Below are 16,875 nucleotides of genomic sequence, written 5' to 3' on the forward strand. Positions count from 1 at the left end.
TTCTAATCGGCAGGTTGGGCCTTGCCGATTCTTGCGGCGAATGCATGTGCGATGCAGCCGGCCAGCTTTGCCGCACGCTCCGCTATCGGATTGGACGGTTCGGAGGAGTATGAAGCGGTGAACCGCAGGTCGGAGGGATGCCATTCGCAATCGACGATGCGCAGCGAGCCGCTGGCAGTATGATCCTGAACGACTTCCCTGGGGAGGGAGGCGATACCGATCCCGTTCAGCGTCATCGTGATGGAGGCGGCCAGCGAATTGGCCGGAAAGATACGCGGCGTCGCTTCAAGCTCGCCGGTCAGCTTGCGGTAAAGTTCGCTGTAGGGTCTCGTCGTGCGCGCATAGCTGATAATCGGAAATTGCATCAGGTCGCTTAGCGTCAGCTTGCCTCGATTGGGCAATTTCAAGGACGGCGAGCAGACCCATACGAGCGGAAAGGAGGGCAGCTCCATATTCTCGATGCTGTATTCCTGAATGGGGCCCATCAGCACCGCAAGATCAAGCCGGTGGGACATGAGCTCATTGCGCAGCGTCGTCGTCGTGTCGACGACGATGTCGGTATCGACGAGCGGATAGTTCGCCTGCAATTCCTTAAGGAAATCCGCCAGCCAGGTGTGCACGATGGTCTCGGCAACCCCGAGCCTGAGCACGCCCGCTGTTTCCGAAAGGGAGCTTGCGGTCAATTGCAGCCGTTCGGCGACACGCAGGACCCGCTGCGCCGGCGGCAGCAGCCTTTGTCCCTCGGCGGTCAGCCTTACGGTGCTGCTCTGCCTTTCGAACAGCTTGGCGCCGAGCGCTTCTTCCAGACTGGCTATCCGGGTCGATACCGCCGGCTGCGTTGTGTTCAAGCGTTCCGCAGCCTTTCGGAAGCTTCCGAAAGTCGCCACCAGGAGAAAGGTTTCAAGCTGCTTGATGTTGAAAGGGATCACGATTCAATGCCGGACAATAATCTGGGCGCCGATCTTCACTCGGTCATATAGGTCGATAACGTCTTCATTGGTCATTCGAATGCAACCGGAGGAATTGGCCTGCCCGACGGTCCATGGCTGATTGGTGCCATGAACGCGATAAAGCGTGTTGCCGATGTAGAGCGCGCGTGCGCCCAGCGGGTTGTTCGGTCCTCCTGCGACGCGCGCCGGCAGCAAATGGCCCTTCGATGCTTCCCTGAACCGCATGTCGGCCGGTGGTCGCCAATCCGGCCAGTCCTTCTTGCTCGAAATCGTGTCGCGACCGGACCATTCCAGACCCTCCTTGCCGACGCCGACCGCATATCGCAGCGCCTTGCCGTTTCCCAATATGTAATAGAGACGCCGCTCCCTGGTGTTGATCACGATTGATCCCTTCGGTTGCGTCTCAGCGAAATCGACGATCTCCCTCGGTATTGCCGACCATGCCGGCCGTATTTCGCCATCCGAGGCCTGGCCGGGGGCGGATGGCGAGACAAGCACATTTCGGGCTTGATCGTAGCTCCAGCTTCTCGGGTCGTAGCCGCTGTTCGATTGACCTTGCGCCGGCGCCATCGCGGCAGTCAACGTGGCAGCGACCAGAACCGATTCACCCAAGCCCTTGCCGAGCCGCTCCCCGATCAGGGGCCATTGCCAAGCAATGCCGGTCGGACCATTCAGGCTCAAGAGCAGGTTCTTGCGTGCCGCCACCTGGGCTGATCCCTTCAAATCCGAGCAACAAACCGGCGACCGCGAGCCTTCGCTGCCCGATTCCAGCCCGCACCATATCGCTTTGCTCACTGACCGCAACATTTGGAACTAACTACGTGAGTTCAATCCAATTGGACTTCCATTTTAGCGACGCACGCGATAGGGTGAAATTGGCGGGTAACCCATGAGACGGGCGACGCGGGCTAGCTCCGCGCGTCCGTGATAGGATCAATTTTGACGGGTCGCGTTACCTGCCTCGTGGACCGGTTATCGGGAGCCAACGCTGCCTTCATGGCTGGTGTGATCCTGCTGTTCACGCTTGCTGCTTCGCAGGCGAACGCCGCCGAGCCGCGCTGGCCCGCGGGCCCCTACAAATATATCACCATCGACCAGTCGGTGACGGATGCGCTCGCCGAGCTTGGCCGCAACATGCGGGTGCCGATGCGCGTCAGCAAGCTCGTTAAGGGACGTTTGAGCGCCGGTATGCAAGTTGGAACGGCGCGCGAATTTCTGGAAGATATTTGCAATCGATACGGTCTGGTCTGGCATTTCGACGGTATCGTCATGAACGTCGCCACCGAAGCTGAAATCCAGACCGAACTGATCCCGCTCGATGCCAACACGGTCGCTGGCGCGGAAGATCGGCTTTCGCGGCTGGGCGTCATCGATCCGAGGTTTCCGACCAAGGTCTCCAGGCAAGATGACGTCGTCTCGGTGTCGGGGCCGCCCTCCTACATCGAACTGGTCAGGAAAACGCTCGGAGTTCCTGCGGCGACGGGCACCAAGCAAGAGCCGGGCAAAGTTGTTTCGGTCCGCGTTTTCCGCGGAACGCAGGCGGAGGTGTATAATGTCCCCTCCGCCCAACCGAACTAGGAAAGAGGAGGGCAGGTCCATGCAAATCGCGCCGATTGGAGCTCTGGAAGCTACGCTTGCAAACTTGACCACCAGCATAAGCTCACAACAGCAGATCACCGCCGGCCCTGCAGCGCAGCCTGGCAACGGAATGGTCGGAGCCAAGCAGGAAAAGCACGACGCCGCGAAGGTCAACACGCCTGAGCGCGGTGATGTCGCCACACGTGCGGGTCAGCAGGTGGCACAGGCATCGTCCGGCGCCAGTCCGGCAACGGCTGGACAGTCCTCAAAACCGGGAAGAACGGAGCCGATCGTTGAGCGCAAACTCTTCGACTATCTGGCCGAGGTGGAAAAGACCGGAGGGGGCCCGGCCACGGATCCCTCGGCCTTGTTCGGCTCCGCTGTCCAGTCGCTGGAAGGAACCATGCAGCAGGTCCAAAAGGCCCTTGGCAAGGCGAACATCCCGGCGCAAGCCGAAACCGCCGCCACGCCGGATGCCGCCGCGGCAGGCAAGGAAGCCGAAAATGCGCCGGCAAAGAATGCCCAGCACCTGCTCGAGCGATCCATTTCGGTGATGTGGGCAGCAGCCAATCTGGAAGTCGTGACCAGCAGCGTGAAGGCCGTGACGTCGTCCACCAGCACGTTGATCAAGCAACAGTAGGCGCCGCGGAATGCTCGTGCCCGAATTGTTCCCGTCGCGACGGTCGGCGCTGTTCAATCGATGTGCCGCACGGTGCCGCGTGGCGCTTGTCGTCGCCGGCATGCTGATGCTCCAGGCCTGTTCGGTGGAACTCTATTCCAACCTCGATCAGCGGCAGGCCAACGAAATCGTGGCCACGCTAATGCGTCACGGGATTTTGGCCCAGCGCGAGGCCGGCAAGGACGGCAAGATGACGGTTTCGGTGCAGAAGGGCCGCTTTGCCGAGGCAATGGCCCTTCTCGACGAAAGCGGTCTACCCAAACAGGAATTCCAGACGCTCGGCGACGTATTCAAGAGAGGCGGGCTCGTATCCTCGCCGGTGGAAGAGCGGGCAACGATGATCTATGGCCTGAGCCAGGAGCTGTCGCAGACAATCTCCGAAATCGACGGCGTGCTTTCCGCGCGGGTTCACCTGGTCCTGCCCGAGAATGATCCGCTGAGGCAGCAGTTGGTGCCGTCGTCCGCGTCGGTATTCATCAGGCATCGCGCATCGGTGCCGATGAACGAGCTGATCCCGCAGGTCAAGATGCTGGTGGCCAAGGGCATCGCCGGGCTGACCTACGACAATGTCTCCGTCACGCTCATTTCGGTCGCCGCGACCGCCCCGGAGCAGGAATCTGAGCCAGGGTTCATAACTTTCCTTGGTCTCTGGCTGCATCCGGACAGCGTGGCGGCGGCGATGTGGCTGTTCTACGGCATGGCGGCCGCGATACTCGCGCTGGCCGCCCGGTTGGCGTACCTGCAGTGGTACCGACGGCCTAATGTCTACGCCCTTGAAGCTTCCGCAATCCCCGCGAGGAAGGCATGACCGGGGCCGGCTCGGAGCAAGCGGCCAGCCCGGAATGGCAGGCCTTCATCTCTAGCCTCGCATCCTATGCGGACGCGGCCCGACTCGCCGAATGCTTTGACGATGCGATCAGCGAAGCTGCGTGCCAGCGCATGTTGCAGTCGCAACGCCTGCATGAGCGGTTGTCGAAGCTTCTGCTCGATCACTACCGGCTCTCTTGCGCGACCGATGAACCGTCGGACTACGTGGATCGGGCGATTGCCTTGTCGTCGGGCGAGGAATTGGAGGACCTAGCTCTTCGCTCGGGTGCGATCTACTGGGCCGGCAATCTTGCCGCCGCCATTGACGGGCGCGAAGCCGATGCGTTGCAGACTGCGCTGGGCGCGGATCTCTGCACTTTTGCGGTTGCCAATCGCGATCTGGCCGGTCCAACGCGGCCGTTGCACCCGCTTGAGGATATCCGCGGTCGTGTCTATGCCGATGGTTTGAGCTGCCTTGGCGGATGGTGCCAGGCGATGCCCCGCGAGACAGGCGCGCGCGTCCGCATCAAGCTCATGCCGCACGAATTCGTCGACCGGACCGCCAAGCCGTTCATCGAGGCCGGTCCGGCAATTGTGCGGCGAGCGATGGGTTAGCGCGATGGCCGAAGCGGACACCGCGACCGTTGAAATACCAAGGCGCCCCTATGCCCGCATCCTGCGCGCCGCTGAAGCGCGGGCCTGGCAGGATGGATATGCATTTCTCGATGCCGCGAGGCGTGATGCCCAGCAAATGCGCGAAGCCGCCCGGCGCGCCTACGCAGCCGAATACGCTCAGGGTTATGAGGACGGCAAGGCGCAAGGCGACGCGGATGCCAGCCGGCTGATAAGCGAAACGGCAGTCAAGGTGGATCGCTATCTCGGCGGGCTCGAAGCCGAAGTCACCGGGCTCGCCCTCGAGGTCGTCAGGCGAATTCTGGGGGAGTTCGACGTCGGCACGCTTGTCGCGAGGGCTGCTGGACAGGCCGTGACCGAAATTCGCCGTGCCAGATATCTGAAAATCCGTGTCCATCCCGCTTCCGTGGACCGGGTCCGCGAGGAGCTGGACACGGTCTTGCGCAACAGCGATCTGGGCATGATGGTTGAAATCGATGCGGATGATGCGCTGGCGCCGCCGGCCTGCATCCTCTCGACCGATATCGCCGTCATTGACGCCAGCATCGACGCCCAGCTCGATGCCGTCGCCGCCGCAATCCGGTCAAGGGCCGAGGCGCCGGCATGACAGGTCCCGCCATCGATATCGAAAGCCGTCTGGCGTCCATCATTCCAAACCTCCGTTCTGGCCTTCGCGACGATTCGAGCCGTCCCCGCAAAGGACGTGTCCGGCGGGTCACCGGAACGGTCATTCATGCGACCGTCGAAGAAGCCAGGATCGGTGAGATATGCGAGCTGGTCGACCCCAGAACCGGCCGGACGACCAAGGCGGAAGTCGTAGGCCTCATGGATGAGATGGCGGTCCTTGTTCCACTGGGCGATCTGGCCGGGCTTTCAAGCCTAACCGAAGTCGTTGCGACCGGGAAGGACCAGCTGGTGCCCGTCGGCCCCGGCCTTCTGGGCCGGGTGATCAGCGCGTTCGGCGAACCTTTGGATGGCAAGCCGCTTTCGCCGGACGGCATTGTCGGCAGCTATCCGGTCAATGCCTATCCGCCATCCCCGCTGGAGCGCAGTTTGATTTCCGAGCCGATCCAGCTCGGAATCCGCGCCCTCGACGGGCTGCTCACCTGCGCACGCGGGCAGCGCGTCGGTATCTTCGGCGAGCCAGGCGTCGGCAAGTCCATCCTGCTTTCCGATATCGTCAGCGGCACCGACGCCGATGTCGCCGTGGTCGCCCTGGTTGGCGAGCGCGGGCGCGAGGTGCGTGAATTCCTCGAACACCAGCTTGGATCGGAAGGGCGCGAGCGGGCGATCGTCGTCGTCGCGACTTCGGACCGGCCCGCCATCGAGCGTGTCAAGGCCGCCTATGTGGCGACAACCATAGCCGAATTTTTTCGGGACCAGGGCAAGCATGTGCTGCTTGCGATGGACAACATAACGCGGTTTGCGCGTGCGCAGCGCGAGATCGGCCTGGCCTCGGGCGAGCCGCCGACGCGCCGTGGTTTCCCGTCTTCGCTGTTTGCGGTCCTGCCGCGTCTGCTCGAGCGCTCGGGCCCCGGTCGAGTCGGGTCCATCACAAGCCTCTACAGCGTTCTCCTGGAAGGCGACGGCACGCTGGATCCGGTCGCCGAGGAAATCCAGGCGCTGCTCGACGGCCACGTCTTCCTGTCGAACGAGCTTGCGCAACGCAACCATTTTCCCGCCATCGACGTCCTGCGCAGCCGAAGCCGCCTGATGGATGCCGTCGTGCCGCCGGCACATCGGGCTGACGCCGGCCGCTTGCGCGAACTGCTCGCCCGCTATGCCGACATCGAACTGCTCCTGCGCGTCGGCGAGTACGAAAAGGGCAGCGATGCCGTGGCGGACGAGGCGGTAGCGAAGATCGATGCCATCAACGCCTTCCTGCGCCAGCCGTCCGCAACATATGAGACCATCGACGGGACACGCCAGCGCATGCGGGAGATCGTCAATGAAGGAGCCTGACATGATCGCTCGACTGCGCGACCTCAGACGCCGCCGCCAGGAGCGCGCACAGGAAGAGGTGATCATAAGGCGCGCCGCCGCCAACCAGGCCGCGAGGGAAGTTCAGGAGGCGGCCGCGGCCGTCACGGAACACCTCCTGCGCACTGCTAACGCCGAGGATGCGGCCTTCGATGCGCTGGTCGGGCAGCCGGTGAATGCCGCCAGCCTCCACCGGCTGCAGGGACGGTTCGAGGTCGCCGCCAGGAAAACCGGGCAGTTGCGGGAAGGCGAGAAAATGGCCGGCGTCGTCGAGAAGCGACGGAAAGTCGAGCTGTCGGCAGCCCGCAACGACCACCGTGCGAGCATCAAGGCTGTGACCAAGCTGGACAGGCTGTCGGAGCAATTGGCCAAACGCAACGCGCGTCGCCGCCAGGCCCTCGCCGAGCTTTCCGAGGAAGAGGAGCGCGGCCAGCCGCGCTTGTCCACAGAACGATAGCCCAATCCGTGATTGATATGGATGTGATGCCTCAAGACTTCGCGCCGGCAAGAACGAAAGCGCGGGCAAAACCGGCGAAACGCGCGGCGGCACAGTCGAGCAGCGGAGAGCCACTGACTTTAGCAACCGTAGCGACCGCGGATGTCGGGGCGTTGAACGCCTTCTACCGTCGCCGCACTGCCGCGCAGATCACGATTGCCGGGAAGGCCATGGCGATCGCGGCCGCCTGGCCGGGGCTGAATTCCGCGAACCAGCCGCTATGCGCTGTTGGCTTCACTGTCGGGGACATGGCCGGGCAATTGCGCCTGCCGCTTTCTGTTGTCGAGCGAGGTCTCGCCAGGGTCGACGGGGCGGTCGATATGAAACGGCTTGCGCCGGCCCACGCCGCGCTCTTGTTGGAGGCCACGTTCGAAGACGATCTCGAATATATCGAGGCCAGACTGGGCGAGAAGATCGCGATCACCTCGCTGGCACCGGCAGATGCCGTTTCGGGGGAAACTCCATTCGCTTTCGCCCTGACCGACAAGGATGACACCATAGGCTGCGTCCTGACGACGAATGACACCGGTCTGCCGGTACGGATCGGCCGCCTTCTCGACGAGCTCGGCAAAACCAGGCCGCCGATCCCGGCCGAATTTCCGCTGTCGGTCCGTCTTTGGCGCGGTCCGCTTGCGATCACCATTGGCGAGCTTCAAAGCCTGCAGGCTGACGATGTGGTGCTGTTCGACGACACGGCGGAAGAGGGCGTGGCGACGCTCATCATTGCCGAGCGCCTTTTCGCGCCGGTGGGCCTGACCGCCGGCGGCCCGCAATTGCTTGCCGCGCCGACCGCAATCACTGGATCGAACTGGGAGTGGGCCATGAACCAGAATACGCCGCCGCCGGACACCTTGGAAGAATCGACTTTGGACGAATTGCCGGTCGTCCTTGCCTTCGAGGTCGGCCGCACGGCAATGCCTCTTGGAGAAGTAAGGCAGCTTGCGCCCGGCGCCATCATTCCGCTCGTCGAGGTAACCGAGGCGACTGTCGACATCCTTGCCAATGGCAGGCGTGTCGGCCGCGGCGAGATCGCGCGGATCGGAGAAAGCCTGGGCGTGCGGGTCCTGCGCATGTTCGACAATGCTTGATAACTCGCCCAACCTGCTTGGAATCCTTATCGCCGTCGGTGTGGTTGGGTTGCTGCCTCTGGCAGTCGTCACGATGACGGGCTTCCTGAAGATATCGGTCGTGCTGTTCCTCATCCGCAACGCGCTCGGCGTTCAGCAGATGCCGCCCAATCTGGTGCTCTATGGCATAGCGCTCGTGCTGACGGTCTATGTCACCACGCCATTGCTGAGCGAAATGTCGAGCCGGCTTCAGGAAGGGCAGGTGCAGTTCCAGACAACGGATGACCTTGCCAGGGCAGCACAACTCGTCAGGGAGCCGTTGCAGCGCCACCTCATGAAGTTCACCCAGCCGCAGGAGCGGCAATTCTTTCTCGACGGAACGAACCGCCTTTGGCCGGAACAGGCGCGGCAAAACCTCAAGGACGACGACCTGTCAATCCTTGTCCCTGCCTTTGTCGCATCCGAGCTTACCCGTGCCTTCGAGATCGGCTTCCTACTTTATCTGCCTTTCCTGATCATCGATATCGTCGTTGCGAACGTGCTGATGACGCTCGGCATGATCATGGTTTCGCCGGTCCTGATTTCGATCCCGCTGAAACTGTTCCTTTTCGTCGCGATAGACGGCTGGTCGCGGCTGATGCATGGCCTCATCCTGAGCTACTCATGACGCCGCCGGGGTTTTCGCATGAGCAATGATTTTATTCTGGCGAAGGTCCAAGGCGCTCTTCTCACGGTTTTGCTGGCCTCCAGCCCGGCCATCGTCGCGGCACTGGCCGTCGGCGTGCTCGTCGGCCTTGCCCAGGCACTGACACAGATTCAAGATCAGTCGCTGCCGCAGACGATAAAGCTCGTCGTCATCCTTCTGGTTATCATCGTCTTTGGTCCATTGCTCGCGCAGCAGATTGCGCAACAGGCGTCGACCGCGCTGGACGAGTTTCCCATCGTCACCCGCTGAGATACGAGGATGCCGGTCGAACCGCTCTTCACCTCGGTCAAAGAGCTCCAGTTCTATCTTCTGGCAGGTGCTTTCGCGCTGGCGCGCATGACCGGGTTCATGCTGCTCATGCCGCTTTTTTCGCGTGTGCCCCTGTCAGGGCTTCTGCGCAATGGTGTTGCGTTGGCGCTGGCGGTTCCGGTCTTTCCGATGATCGTGAGCAAGCTGACGACCACCGATCTGCCGATGACGATGATCGTGCTGTACATGCTCAAGGAGGTCGTGGTCGGGGTGACACTCGGGCTGGCGATGGGCATACCGTTCTGGGCGGCGGAAGCGGCGGGCGATATACTGGATCTGCAGCGCGGCTCCTCGATGGGTGCGCTGATCGATCCGATGATGACCCATGAGACAGGGGCCACGGGCACCTTGCTCGCCATCATCATGGTCACGATCTACCTTGCAGCCGGCGGCCTGCAGCTTTCGCTGACAGGCCTCTACGACAGCTATGGTCTTTGGCCGATCGATCATCTTCTGCCTGTGTTCAGCAAGGACGCGGCTGGAATCTTTCTCGATCTCATGAACCGCATCCTGGTGATGGCGCTGACCCTCGTTTTCCCGCTCATCATCAGCATGCTCTTGTCTGATATTGTGCTGGCCTTCCTGGCGCGTGCCTCACCGCACCTGAATGTTTTTGCGCTTTCGCTGGTCGTCAAGACATTGGTCTTCAGCCTCGTCTTCGTCCTCTACGCGGCTTTCCTTCTCTCTTACATGAATCGCGATCTCGCCTTTCTGCACGAAGCGGGCCGGCAGATCGAAGCGATCGGCTGCCGCGATTGTCAGTGAGAGTCAGTATGTCTATGCAAAACTGCTAATAACTTAGACTTTGCCATCTAAGCAATAAATACAATTTATCGACGAGGAAAGATTCTGTTGATTTGACAATCCGCTAGGTCGCTATGATCCTACACTCTTTCCTGAAACGTGCGTATTTTCGGAAACCATGCCTCGCCAAGTCACTTCATTGTTCTATGACAATTTGCGGCTAGTCAATGCAGACAAACTGCGGACACTGGTCAGGACGGGCGAATATGAAGGGCGCACAGGAGGGCTTGCAGGAGGCAAGCTTCAAGCCAACGTCGTGATTGTGCCCCGTCGCTTTGCAAGCGATTTCCATCAGTTTTGCGTCCGCAACCCTAAAGCCTGCCCCTTGGTCGCGGTAGGCCGCGCCGGCAGCCCATTGCTTCCAGCGCTAGGCGATATCGATATCCGCACCGATGCTCCGCAATACAATATCTATCACTTTGGGGAGGTGATCCGTCAGAGGACAGATATCATCGACCTTTGGCGGGACGATTTTGCCGCCTTCGCGCTCGGCAGTGCGCTTACCGTCGAAGCGGCCCTCGTGGAAAAGGGCGTCAAGCTCCGCAGCATCGGCCACGGCAAAGCCCTCCCAAAGTTTCGGACCAAGATCATGACGCGCGGCGCGGGACCTTTTGGTGGCGAGATGGTCGTGTCCATGCGTCCCATGAGACGCTGCGATGTCGACAAGGTTCGCGCCCTCACCGCACGCTTCCCGCTTGCCCACGGTTCTCCCATCCATGTCGGAGATCCATCGATTATCGGAGTAAGAGATCTGACCGCTCCCGATTGGGGCGATGCGGTCGAAATCCTGGAAGGGGAGGTCCCAGTGTTCTGGGCCAGCAGCCTGACCGCGCAAGATGCACTTGCTCGCGCCGAACTCGCGATCTCGATCACGGTATCGCCAGGGCATATGTTGATTACCGACGTCGACGCCAAAGCGGATGCGGGCACTTTCAAGGTGTGATAGCAGCGGTTCTGGCATCCAGCGATACCGTTGTCCTCATGTTCGGAAGTTGACGACCGAGACATGTTGGGAGCATCCGTCGGCTTTTCAGGTCTAGCCCCGAACCCGTCAGTCCGCTTGCGACCCCAAAAGCGGTTCTGCAATTTGGGGGTTCCTGGAAGCCTTTCGAACTTTCTGCCTTGCGCCTCCAGGTGAATTGCGTTCGCTTATGATGGAAGTTCGATGTCTCTATCCGCAGCTATGCGAACTTGAGCAATACGAATTCTAGGGTTGGAGTCGGGAGAGGGCTACACAGCGAGACCCACTATCGAGGAAGCACTCTTCTACTATCGGCGATGCTCAGTCGAGAATTTAAACGTCGAAGAGGGCCTGGTATAAGGTGGTGCGCCCCCGGCACGTCGCCGGTGGGTCGTTTTGGTCGAAAAACCAGAGCGCCCGAGGTGGGACGCTCCAGAAGCCTGTCTCTACTAGGCCCTGGACTTGCGCTTGGCAGGGACTTTTTTAGCAGAGACCGGCCGCGGTTTGCGTCCTAGCCCCGCCGCCTTCGCAAGTGTTGATCTTTGAGCCGCGTAATTCGGCGCAACCATCGGGTAATCCGGCTTCAATCCCCATTTCTCGCGATATTCATCCGGAGAGAGTCCGTAGTGTACCGAGAGATGCCGTTTTAGCGATTTGAATTTCTTCCCGTCTTCGAGGCAGATGATGTAGTCCGGCGCTACCGACCGTTTCCGATTGATGGCTGGCTCCTGTTTCGGCAGCTCGGCCACATTCGGCTGGCCAAGGCCTGTCAGTGACGAATGGATCGACGCGATGAGATCTGACAACGCAGCAACGGGTAGTGGATTTTGGCTTACATAGGCAGAGACAATGTCTGCAGTCAGCCTGACGAGATCGGCCGTCTGGGCTTCGTTTTGATCGCTCAAGTATCAGCTCCTACGATAGGGATAAAGCTCGCCCCACGCATCTGTCGTATATCGCAATTTTGAGCGATGCCGAGAGAAATTCCACCAGCGGATACTGTTAGATGGATGTCACGGAGACCAAGCCACAGAGCGCATCCAATTCGCCTGGGCCTTCCTGGAAGCTTTTCGAACTTTCTGGATCGCGCCGCAGCCCGAGTTGCAGTTGCTTATGGACAAGGTGGGTCAGTAGATTCGATTTCGGATAAGAGGTGTCGACCTCTGGCACGTGTGCCTTGCTGATAGCGAGCGTCAGCACGAGCGCCTAAGTATTCCCAACGACAGCTTTGCGCCCATGCAGGCAGCGGCATACGTCAAAACAACGCTTAAAGCGTGTCGTCTGAATCCGTTGAGACGTGACGCTCGGTTCTGCCGCCCCATTCCTCGGGCGCGACATCGGCGATCGTCTGCGAGAAAGTCCAGGCGTGGCCGGCGAGATCGCGGCAGGAATATTGCCGTTCGCCATAGGGGTAGCTCGTCGGCGCGGTCAGCGCCATGGCGCCACGGCGCATCGCGCGGCGGTGGTGCGCATCGACATCCTCGACACGCACCATCACCGAGAATTCCTCGTCGCCGGGCGACGGCGCGGATCCGCCGCTCTTCAGGGTCGTGACCACGACGGCCCCGTCGCCGAAGCCGAGGTGGACGCGATGATTGCCGATCGTCAGCCGCAATTCGAATCCGAAGGCTTCGCAGAGCCAACGACTCGCCGCTTCCACATCTGGGTAGGCAAGCACCGGTATGACCGTATTGGCAGGCATGGAGCGGTTCTGCATGGGCGAGCCTCCTTCCGGGGTCGATGACGGCAGCGCCGCGTTTCAATTATAGGGCGACCGGCATTGCTGTAGAGGGCCGTCATAGGGCTGGTAGCTGTTATCCCAGGCGCGGTAGGAGCGGTAGTGGTCAAAGCACCAGCGCACATGGGCGGCCGCCAGGCGCGCCGCGGGGGGCGGCGGTGGCGCTACCGTGGCGGCCGCCACGCCGGCCGCGAAGGCGGCGGCCGGGAACCAATAGCCATTGTAGTAGCGGTAGCCGGGCCGTACACGCCAATAACCCCGGTAACCATTGTAGTAATAGGCGCCGCCGACAACGTAGAAACCGCGCCGGTACCAGACCGGCGTTGCCTGGCTGGTCACGGACGCCGGAACTGCCGGCGCCGCAAGCGGCATGGCCTCGGCCGGCGAGGCCAAGATCACGGCGCCGAGCATCAGGCCGCAGAAAGCAGTGATCATTCTCTTCATCGATAGTCTCCTCTGATTTGGTTTGGCATGGATCACGGGCGCTTCAGCGCCCGCAGTTCGGAAATCGAAAGCGCGCCGTCGCCGTCGGTGTCTGCCTGCAGCAGCCGGTCGGGAATGGCGGCCGTGAATTCGTCGCGCGAGATTTTGCCGTCGCCGTTGCGGTCCATGCGCCCCGCCTCGGCCTGCAGCCCCGTGAACCGTGCGGCCTGCACGTCGCGCTTCGCCTTGACCTGTGCCATGGCCGCCTGCACCTCGTCGGGGTCGAGCACGCCATTGTGGTTGGCGTCCAGCCGGTCGAACATCAGCGCCCGCGCTGCCTGGATCTCGCTGAATTCGAGCTTTCGGTCGCCATTGGTGTCGATGCGCCGGAACGCCTCCCTGGCGCCTTGGTCGGCTGCGAATGCGCTGCAGCCGCACAGAAGCAGCCCCGCAAAGGCGGTCACGATCTTGGTCATCTGGGTCTCCGCTGAAATCGACGGCCCGCCGCGGACCGTCCTTGCAGCGTCTCCTACGCAAGAGTTCGCCGGCTCCTACGCGCCGTCTTCGAATTTTTCGGAAGGTCGATGCACGGGGCACCGCGGTATGGCGGCCGCCAAAAATATCCGGACGTCGGCGTAGGAGCACGAACCGGGCTGCGTATTGGCCGACAGTCGCTCCCCCGCGACGTCACAATCGAAAGGAACCACCCATGAAACGCTCAGCGATCCTTGCGGGCCTGCTTCTAGGCCTCACGCCGATCTGCGCCGCCGCGGCGCAGGACATGCCCGGCCAGCGCATCCTCCAGCGCCTCGACACCAATGGCGACGGGGCGATATCGAAGGACGAGATCCTTGGCGCCCGTGAACGTCTCTTCAAAAGGCTCGACCGCAATGGCGACGGCGTCATCGACGAGAACGAGATCGAGACCGCCCGCCAGGCCATCGATGACCGCGCCCTGGCAGCCGAGGCCCGCCTCGGCAATCGCTGGCGGCGCATGGACAGGAATGGCGACGGCAAGGTCACCGAGAGCGAGTTCCAGGCCAGCACGCCGCTCTTCGATCTCGCCGACCGCAATGGCGACGGCAGGCTCTCCGCCGACGAGATCGCGGCGATCCGCAAGATCGTGGCTGCTCACGCCAACTGACCAACCTGCCTGCCAGAAAGGAAATGACATGCTTTCAAGACTCAAACTTCCGCTGCTTTGCCTTGGCGCGATGGTCGTCTGGTCGGCCGCTTCCCCGGCCTCCGCCGAGGAGTGGACGCGCAAGACCGCGCATGGCGGCGAACTGAGCCGCAGCGTCGACCGGGACGGCAATATCTACACCGGCTCGACCACGCGCACCGGACCGAACGGCGGCACCTACACGTCCAATGCAGCCTGCAAGGCCGGCGTTGTTGACCGCTGCTCCAGGAGCTATTCTGCCACCGGGCCGAACGGCAAGACCGTTTCAGGTCAGCGCTACAGCGCGGCCGGACCGTTTGGCGGCCGTTCTGTCGGCAGCTTCACGGGCCCGAACGGCAACACGGTTCACGGCTTCCGCCGTTGGCGCCGCTGATATCTGGTGGTGGACTTGACGTCGGAATTCGTTCTTCTCCCGAGCCGGATCGTCGCAGATTTCTCCCTCGCCGCCGGGGGCTCCTCGACCGGTGCCCGCCGCCGTGCGGGATGAAGCCTCCAATGGCGACGAGGAGCTTCTGGCCCGCATCGCCGCGGGCAGCCAGGCGGCTTTGTCCGCGCTCATGGCCCGTCACGGCCGTGGGCTGCGGACATTCGCCACGCGTTATCTCGGCCATGCGGCCGATGCCGAGGACGTGGTGCAGGAGGTGTTCGTGACCGTCTGGAAACAGGCCGCGCGCTTCGATCCCGGCAGGGCGCGCGCCTCGACATGGCTCTACCGGATCACGGCCAACCGCTGCATCGACCAGCGCCGGCGCCGCGCGCTGCGCAATTTCTTCGGCCTGGACGACATCGGCGAGGAGCCGGCCGCGCTGGAAGCGAATGCCGAGACTGCGACGGCGGCAAGGCAGGAGCTGGCGATCGTGCGCGATGGCCTGTCGCGCCTGCCGGAGCGCCAGCGGATGGCGCTGCTTCTGCGGGCGGTGGGCGAGCTTGACATCGCGGCGATAGCCGAGGTGATGGGCGCCAGCGCGGGCTCGGTCGAGCAGTTGCTCGTGCGCGGACGCCGCGCGCTCAGGGATCATTTGGCAGATGCGGCCGGGGGCCGCGAAAGGAAGTCCTCATGACACGCGAGGAATTCGAGAACAACCGGCGCCGCTTCGGCGACGACATCGACGCCTGGCCGGCGTCCTTGAAAGGCCCGGCCCTGGCATTCATGGCGCTGGAAGGCGATGCCGGCGCCGACGCGGCGCTCGACAGGCTCGTGCGGCAGGCCGCGCTGGTCGAGAGCGACGACCGCGCTTTGGCGCGCAAGGTGATGGCGCGCATCGATCGCGGCGCGGCGCGTCCTTCGCTGGTGCCGCGCTTCCTCTTTGCGCCGACGGGCCTCGCCGCTTGCGCCGCCGCCTTGCTTGTCACTGCGACAATCGCCGGCTACCAGGTGGCGCGCTTTCAGGACCAGTCCCAGGATTCCGAACTTCTGGCGCTCGCTGCGGGCGCCAGGCTTGCAGATGACGGAGGGTCGGCGATCACGGCCGATCCGGGCGAGGGGGATCCGCTATGACCAGGCGCTCATGGACCTGGGCGGCCGTGCTGGTTGTGCTCGCGCTGTCGCTTGCCCTCAACTTCTTCTTCATTGGCTATGCCACGCATGGCCTGCGCCAGGCGGCCGTTGCGCGCGGGCTGCTGGCGGAGGTCGCGGGCGCCTATTCACCTGAGGTGCGCAAGGAGTTCCGTGCGGTCATGCGCGACAACCGCGCCCGCACGTTCGAAGCGCTGCGGCAGCTGCGCGCGGCGCGCGCCGACCTTGCGGCGGCCGAGCAGGCCCGACCCTTCGACGAAGCGGCGGTCAGGCAGGCGATGGTCGCGGTGCGCGCCGCCACGACCAATCTTCAGGCAACGGTCCAGGATTATCTGCTTGCCGCCATGAAGAACGTCAATGCGAAGCCGGCCGGCGGCGGATGAGCGGTCGCCGCACTCGCGGCACAGTTGCCGTGACCTATTTCAACATCGGAAACATGCTGACGGACCGATGCTGCACGACAGGCTTGTCCTGATATTGCTCTGGCGAGAGCTGGTCGCCGGCCTGCGCGCGGTGCGACGCCGCGATCTTGCCTGGATTGCGTTCGGCGGCGGCGGGCTGCTCGTTTATGCACCTTTAAAGGCGGGTTAGTCGCGCGTCGTACACCGCGCACATGGTTGGTTCATCCAAAAAGGGAACGGACGCGCGACGGAGGCCGCTCGATGAATCGGGTCAAGTATCTGAAATGGGCCGAAAGTCGCAGCAGCAACCGACGCCAGGCCAGCCCCCTTTTTACTGTTTCTGCAAGCCGGACGCCCCCAGCAGGGACTAGACTAGACGCCTCACCTAGCGCCATGACGCATCGCGTCGGCAGTCTGGCCGTCGACGACATTGCCGCCGTCGCAGCGAAATAGCTTCCCGGGCTGCTTCTTCGAAACAATCCTGACCGCTGACTCGTCTGACGGGTAGGTTCTCGTGCCTCAGTCCGTGGCTTCGACAATGACAGCTAACCTCAACGTGCCAGGCGAGGCGCAATGTTAGCGGTCTGGCGGATGGAACTCGCGTAGAGTCCGCCAGAACTCGCGTAGATTTCGCCAGCGATCCG

The 16,875-nt window shown here is 62.5% G+C and carries 24 protein-coding genes; 18 read left to right on the plus strand and 6 right to left on the minus strand.

Going from position 1 to position 16,875, the window contains the following annotated elements; all coding sequences use genetic code 11:
• Window positions 1–2: 2 nt before the first annotated feature.
• Complete coding sequence (locus tag CK226_RS21785; protein WP_095774384.1) at window positions 3–929, minus strand: LysR family transcriptional regulator; 927 nt, start codon at window positions 927–929, stop codon at window positions 3–5.
• Window positions 930–932: 3 nt separating this feature from the next.
• Window positions 933–1,745: a L,D-transpeptidase gene (locus CK226_RS21790; RefSeq protein WP_348629096.1), complete on the minus strand. Its 813-nt coding sequence runs from the start codon at window positions 1,743–1,745 to the stop codon at window positions 933–935.
• A gap of 201 nt (window positions 1,746–1,946) precedes the next feature.
• Between CK226_RS21790 and CK226_RS21795 the strand changes: the two genes are divergently transcribed.
• The 12 genes from CK226_RS21795 to CK226_RS21850 all read left to right on the plus strand — a co-directional run bounded on the left by CK226_RS21795 (window position 1,947) and on the right by CK226_RS21850 (window position 10,952).
• A complete protein-coding gene (locus tag CK226_RS21795; RefSeq protein WP_245437812.1) occupies window positions 1,947–2,528 on the plus strand; it encodes a type III secretion protein in 582 nt (193 codons plus the stop codon).
• Window positions 2,529–2,547: 19 nt separating this feature from the next.
• Window positions 2,548–3,168 carry a hypothetical protein gene (locus CK226_RS21800; protein WP_142887647.1) on the plus strand — a complete coding sequence of 207 codons (621 nt, stop codon included), beginning with the start codon at window positions 2,548–2,550 and terminating at the stop codon, window positions 3,166–3,168.
• Between the two features lie 10 nt (window positions 3,169–3,178).
• On the plus strand, window positions 3,179–4,015 hold the full coding sequence (gene sctJ / locus CK226_RS21805) for a type III secretion inner membrane ring lipoprotein SctJ (RefSeq protein ID WP_095793046.1): 837 nt from the start codon (window positions 3,179–3,181) through the stop codon (window positions 4,013–4,015).
• On the plus strand, window positions 4,012–4,629 hold the full coding sequence (locus CK226_RS21810; protein ID WP_095793047.1) for a SctK family type III secretion system sorting platform protein: 618 nt from the start codon (window positions 4,012–4,014) through the stop codon (window positions 4,627–4,629). The genes sctJ and CK226_RS21810 overlap by 4 nt, the downstream gene beginning before the upstream one ends.
• Before the next feature lie 4 nt (window positions 4,630–4,633).
• Window positions 4,634–5,254, plus strand: a complete 621-nt coding sequence (sctL, locus tag CK226_RS21815; protein WP_095793048.1) for a type III secretion system stator protein SctL — start codon at window positions 4,634–4,636, stop codon at window positions 5,252–5,254.
• A complete protein-coding gene (locus CK226_RS21820; RefSeq protein WP_095793049.1) occupies window positions 5,251–6,609 on the plus strand; it encodes a FliI/YscN family ATPase in 1,359 nt (452 codons plus the stop codon). Before sctL ends, CK226_RS21820 begins: the two co-directional genes overlap by 4 nt.
• Complete coding sequence (locus CK226_RS21825; protein WP_095793050.1) at window positions 6,596–7,084, plus strand: hypothetical protein; 489 nt, start codon at window positions 6,596–6,598, stop codon at window positions 7,082–7,084. The genes CK226_RS21820 and CK226_RS21825 overlap by 14 nt, the downstream gene beginning before the upstream one ends.
• Before the next feature lie 152 nt (window positions 7,085–7,236).
• The gene (gene sctQ / locus CK226_RS21830) at window positions 7,237–8,211 is read left to right on the plus strand and encodes a type III secretion system cytoplasmic ring protein SctQ (RefSeq protein WP_179296502.1); all 975 of its coding nucleotides are present in this window, start codon (window positions 7,237–7,239) and stop codon (window positions 8,209–8,211) included.
• Window positions 8,204–8,857 (plus strand): type III secretion system export apparatus subunit SctR, encoded by a 654-nt coding sequence (sctR, locus tag CK226_RS21835; RefSeq protein ID WP_095774392.1) that lies wholly within the window; start codon window positions 8,204–8,206, stop codon window positions 8,855–8,857. The genes sctQ and sctR overlap by 8 nt, the downstream gene beginning before the upstream one ends.
• An 18-nt stretch (window positions 8,858–8,875) precedes the next feature.
• Window positions 8,876–9,145 (plus strand): flagellar biosynthetic protein FliQ, encoded by a 270-nt coding sequence (locus CK226_RS21840; RefSeq protein ID WP_095774393.1) that lies wholly within the window; start codon window positions 8,876–8,878, stop codon window positions 9,143–9,145.
• Window positions 9,146–9,154: 9 nt separating this feature from the next.
• Complete coding sequence (sctT, locus tag CK226_RS21845) at window positions 9,155–9,970, plus strand: type III secretion system export apparatus subunit SctT (RefSeq protein WP_095788779.1); 816 nt, start codon at window positions 9,155–9,157, stop codon at window positions 9,968–9,970.
• Window positions 9,971–10,148: 178 nt separating this feature from the next.
• Entirely contained in the window at window positions 10,149–10,952 is an 804-nt protein-coding gene (locus tag CK226_RS21850; protein WP_245437813.1) for a DUF1445 domain-containing protein, read from the plus strand.
• Window positions 10,953–11,419: 467 nt separating this feature from the next.
• On the opposite strand, the gene CK226_RS21855 is transcribed toward CK226_RS21850, so the two are convergent.
• From CK226_RS21855 to CK226_RS21870, 4 genes are all read right to left on the minus strand, one after another.
• On the minus strand, window positions 11,420–11,875 hold the full coding sequence (locus CK226_RS21855) for a MucR family transcriptional regulator (protein ID WP_095793052.1): 456 nt from the start codon (window positions 11,873–11,875) through the stop codon (window positions 11,420–11,422).
• A gap of 362 nt (window positions 11,876–12,237) precedes the next feature.
• A complete protein-coding gene (locus CK226_RS21860) occupies window positions 12,238–12,687 on the minus strand; it encodes a VOC family protein (protein ID WP_095793053.1) in 450 nt (149 codons plus the stop codon).
• A gap of 42 nt (window positions 12,688–12,729) precedes the next feature.
• The gene (locus CK226_RS21865; RefSeq protein ID WP_095774398.1) at window positions 12,730–13,152 is read right to left on the minus strand and encodes a BA14K family protein; all 423 of its coding nucleotides are present in this window, start codon (window positions 13,150–13,152) and stop codon (window positions 12,730–12,732) included.
• A gap of 32 nt (window positions 13,153–13,184) precedes the next feature.
• A complete protein-coding gene (locus tag CK226_RS21870; RefSeq protein WP_095774399.1) occupies window positions 13,185–13,607 on the minus strand; it encodes an EF-hand domain-containing protein in 423 nt (140 codons plus the stop codon).
• 233 nt (window positions 13,608–13,840) lie between these two features.
• Here CK226_RS21870 and CK226_RS21875 point away from each other — a divergent pair, with 233 nt between their 5' ends.
• From CK226_RS21875 to CK226_RS34995, 6 genes are all read left to right on the plus strand, one after another.
• The gene (locus tag CK226_RS21875) at window positions 13,841–14,275 is read left to right on the plus strand and encodes an EF-hand domain-containing protein (protein ID WP_095793054.1); all 435 of its coding nucleotides are present in this window, start codon (window positions 13,841–13,843) and stop codon (window positions 14,273–14,275) included.
• 28 nt (window positions 14,276–14,303) lie between these two features.
• Window positions 14,304–14,687, plus strand: a complete 384-nt coding sequence (locus CK226_RS21880; protein ID WP_095793055.1) for a hypothetical protein — start codon at window positions 14,304–14,306, stop codon at window positions 14,685–14,687.
• 91 nt (window positions 14,688–14,778) lie between these two features.
• Window positions 14,779–15,375 (plus strand): sigma-70 family RNA polymerase sigma factor, encoded by a 597-nt coding sequence (locus CK226_RS21885; RefSeq protein ID WP_095774402.1) that lies wholly within the window; start codon window positions 14,779–14,781, stop codon window positions 15,373–15,375.
• Complete coding sequence (locus CK226_RS21890; RefSeq protein WP_095788774.1) at window positions 15,372–15,812, plus strand: hypothetical protein; 441 nt, start codon at window positions 15,372–15,374, stop codon at window positions 15,810–15,812. The genes CK226_RS21885 and CK226_RS21890 overlap by 4 nt, the downstream gene beginning before the upstream one ends.
• Entirely contained in the window at window positions 15,809–16,213 is a 405-nt protein-coding gene (locus CK226_RS21895; protein ID WP_095788773.1) for a periplasmic heavy metal sensor, read from the plus strand. Before CK226_RS21890 ends, CK226_RS21895 begins: the two co-directional genes overlap by 4 nt.
• A 67-nt stretch (window positions 16,214–16,280) precedes the next feature.
• Complete coding sequence (locus CK226_RS34995) at window positions 16,281–16,421, plus strand: hypothetical protein (protein WP_179301106.1); 141 nt, start codon at window positions 16,281–16,283, stop codon at window positions 16,419–16,421.
• The last annotated feature ends 454 nt before the right edge of the window (window positions 16,422–16,875 follow it).

Source organism: Mesorhizobium sp. WSM4311, from assembly GCF_002295115.1.
Taxonomy (GTDB): domain Bacteria; phylum Pseudomonadota; class Alphaproteobacteria; order Rhizobiales; family Rhizobiaceae; genus Mesorhizobium.

What these genes read in the sequence shown, in the direction of transcription:
- CK226_RS21795 (WP_245437812.1), top strand. Translation starts at nt 1,947, where the DNA reads ATGGCTGGTGTGATCCTGCTGTTCACGCTTGCTGCTTCGCAGGCGAAC.
- CK226_RS21800 (WP_142887647.1), top strand. Translation starts at nt 2,548, where the DNA reads ATGCAAATCGCGCCGATTGGAGCTCTGGAAGCTACGCTTGCAAACTTG.
- sctJ (WP_095793046.1), top strand. Translation starts at nt 3,179, where the DNA reads ATGCTCGTGCCCGAATTGTTCCCGTCGCGACGGTCGGCGCTGTTCAAT.
- CK226_RS21810 (WP_095793047.1), top strand. Translation starts at nt 4,012, where the DNA reads ATGACCGGGGCCGGCTCGGAGCAAGCGGCCAGCCCGGAATGGCAGGCC.
- sctL (WP_095793048.1), top strand. Translation starts at nt 4,634, where the DNA reads ATGGCCGAAGCGGACACCGCGACCGTTGAAATACCAAGGCGCCCCTAT.
- CK226_RS21820 (WP_095793049.1), top strand. Translation starts at nt 5,251, where the DNA reads ATGACAGGTCCCGCCATCGATATCGAAAGCCGTCTGGCGTCCATCATT.
- CK226_RS21825 (WP_095793050.1), top strand. Translation starts at nt 6,596, where the DNA reads ATGAAGGAGCCTGACATGATCGCTCGACTGCGCGACCTCAGACGCCGC.
- sctR (WP_095774392.1), top strand. Translation starts at nt 8,204, where the DNA reads ATGCTTGATAACTCGCCCAACCTGCTTGGAATCCTTATCGCCGTCGGT.
- CK226_RS21840 (WP_095774393.1), top strand. Translation starts at nt 8,876, where the DNA reads ATGAGCAATGATTTTATTCTGGCGAAGGTCCAAGGCGCTCTTCTCACG.
- sctT (WP_095788779.1), top strand. Translation starts at nt 9,155, where the DNA reads ATGCCGGTCGAACCGCTCTTCACCTCGGTCAAAGAGCTCCAGTTCTAT.
- CK226_RS21860 (WP_095793053.1), bottom strand. Translation starts at nt 12,687, where the DNA reads ATGCAGAACCGCTCCATGCCTGCCAATACGGTCATACCGGTGCTTGCC.
- CK226_RS21865 (WP_095774398.1), bottom strand. Translation starts at nt 13,152, where the DNA reads ATGAAGAGAATGATCACTGCTTTCTGCGGCCTGATGCTCGGCGCCGTG.
- CK226_RS21870 (WP_095774399.1), bottom strand. Translation starts at nt 13,607, where the DNA reads ATGACCAAGATCGTGACCGCCTTTGCGGGGCTGCTTCTGTGCGGCTGC.
- CK226_RS21875 (WP_095793054.1), top strand. Translation starts at nt 13,841, where the DNA reads ATGAAACGCTCAGCGATCCTTGCGGGCCTGCTTCTAGGCCTCACGCCG.
- CK226_RS21880 (WP_095793055.1), top strand. Translation starts at nt 14,304, where the DNA reads ATGCTTTCAAGACTCAAACTTCCGCTGCTTTGCCTTGGCGCGATGGTC.
- CK226_RS21890 (WP_095788774.1), top strand. Translation starts at nt 15,372, where the DNA reads ATGACACGCGAGGAATTCGAGAACAACCGGCGCCGCTTCGGCGACGAC.
- CK226_RS21895 (WP_095788773.1), top strand. Translation starts at nt 15,809, where the DNA reads ATGACCAGGCGCTCATGGACCTGGGCGGCCGTGCTGGTTGTGCTCGCG.
- CK226_RS34995 (WP_179301106.1), top strand. Translation starts at nt 16,281, where the DNA reads ATGCTGCACGACAGGCTTGTCCTGATATTGCTCTGGCGAGAGCTGGTC.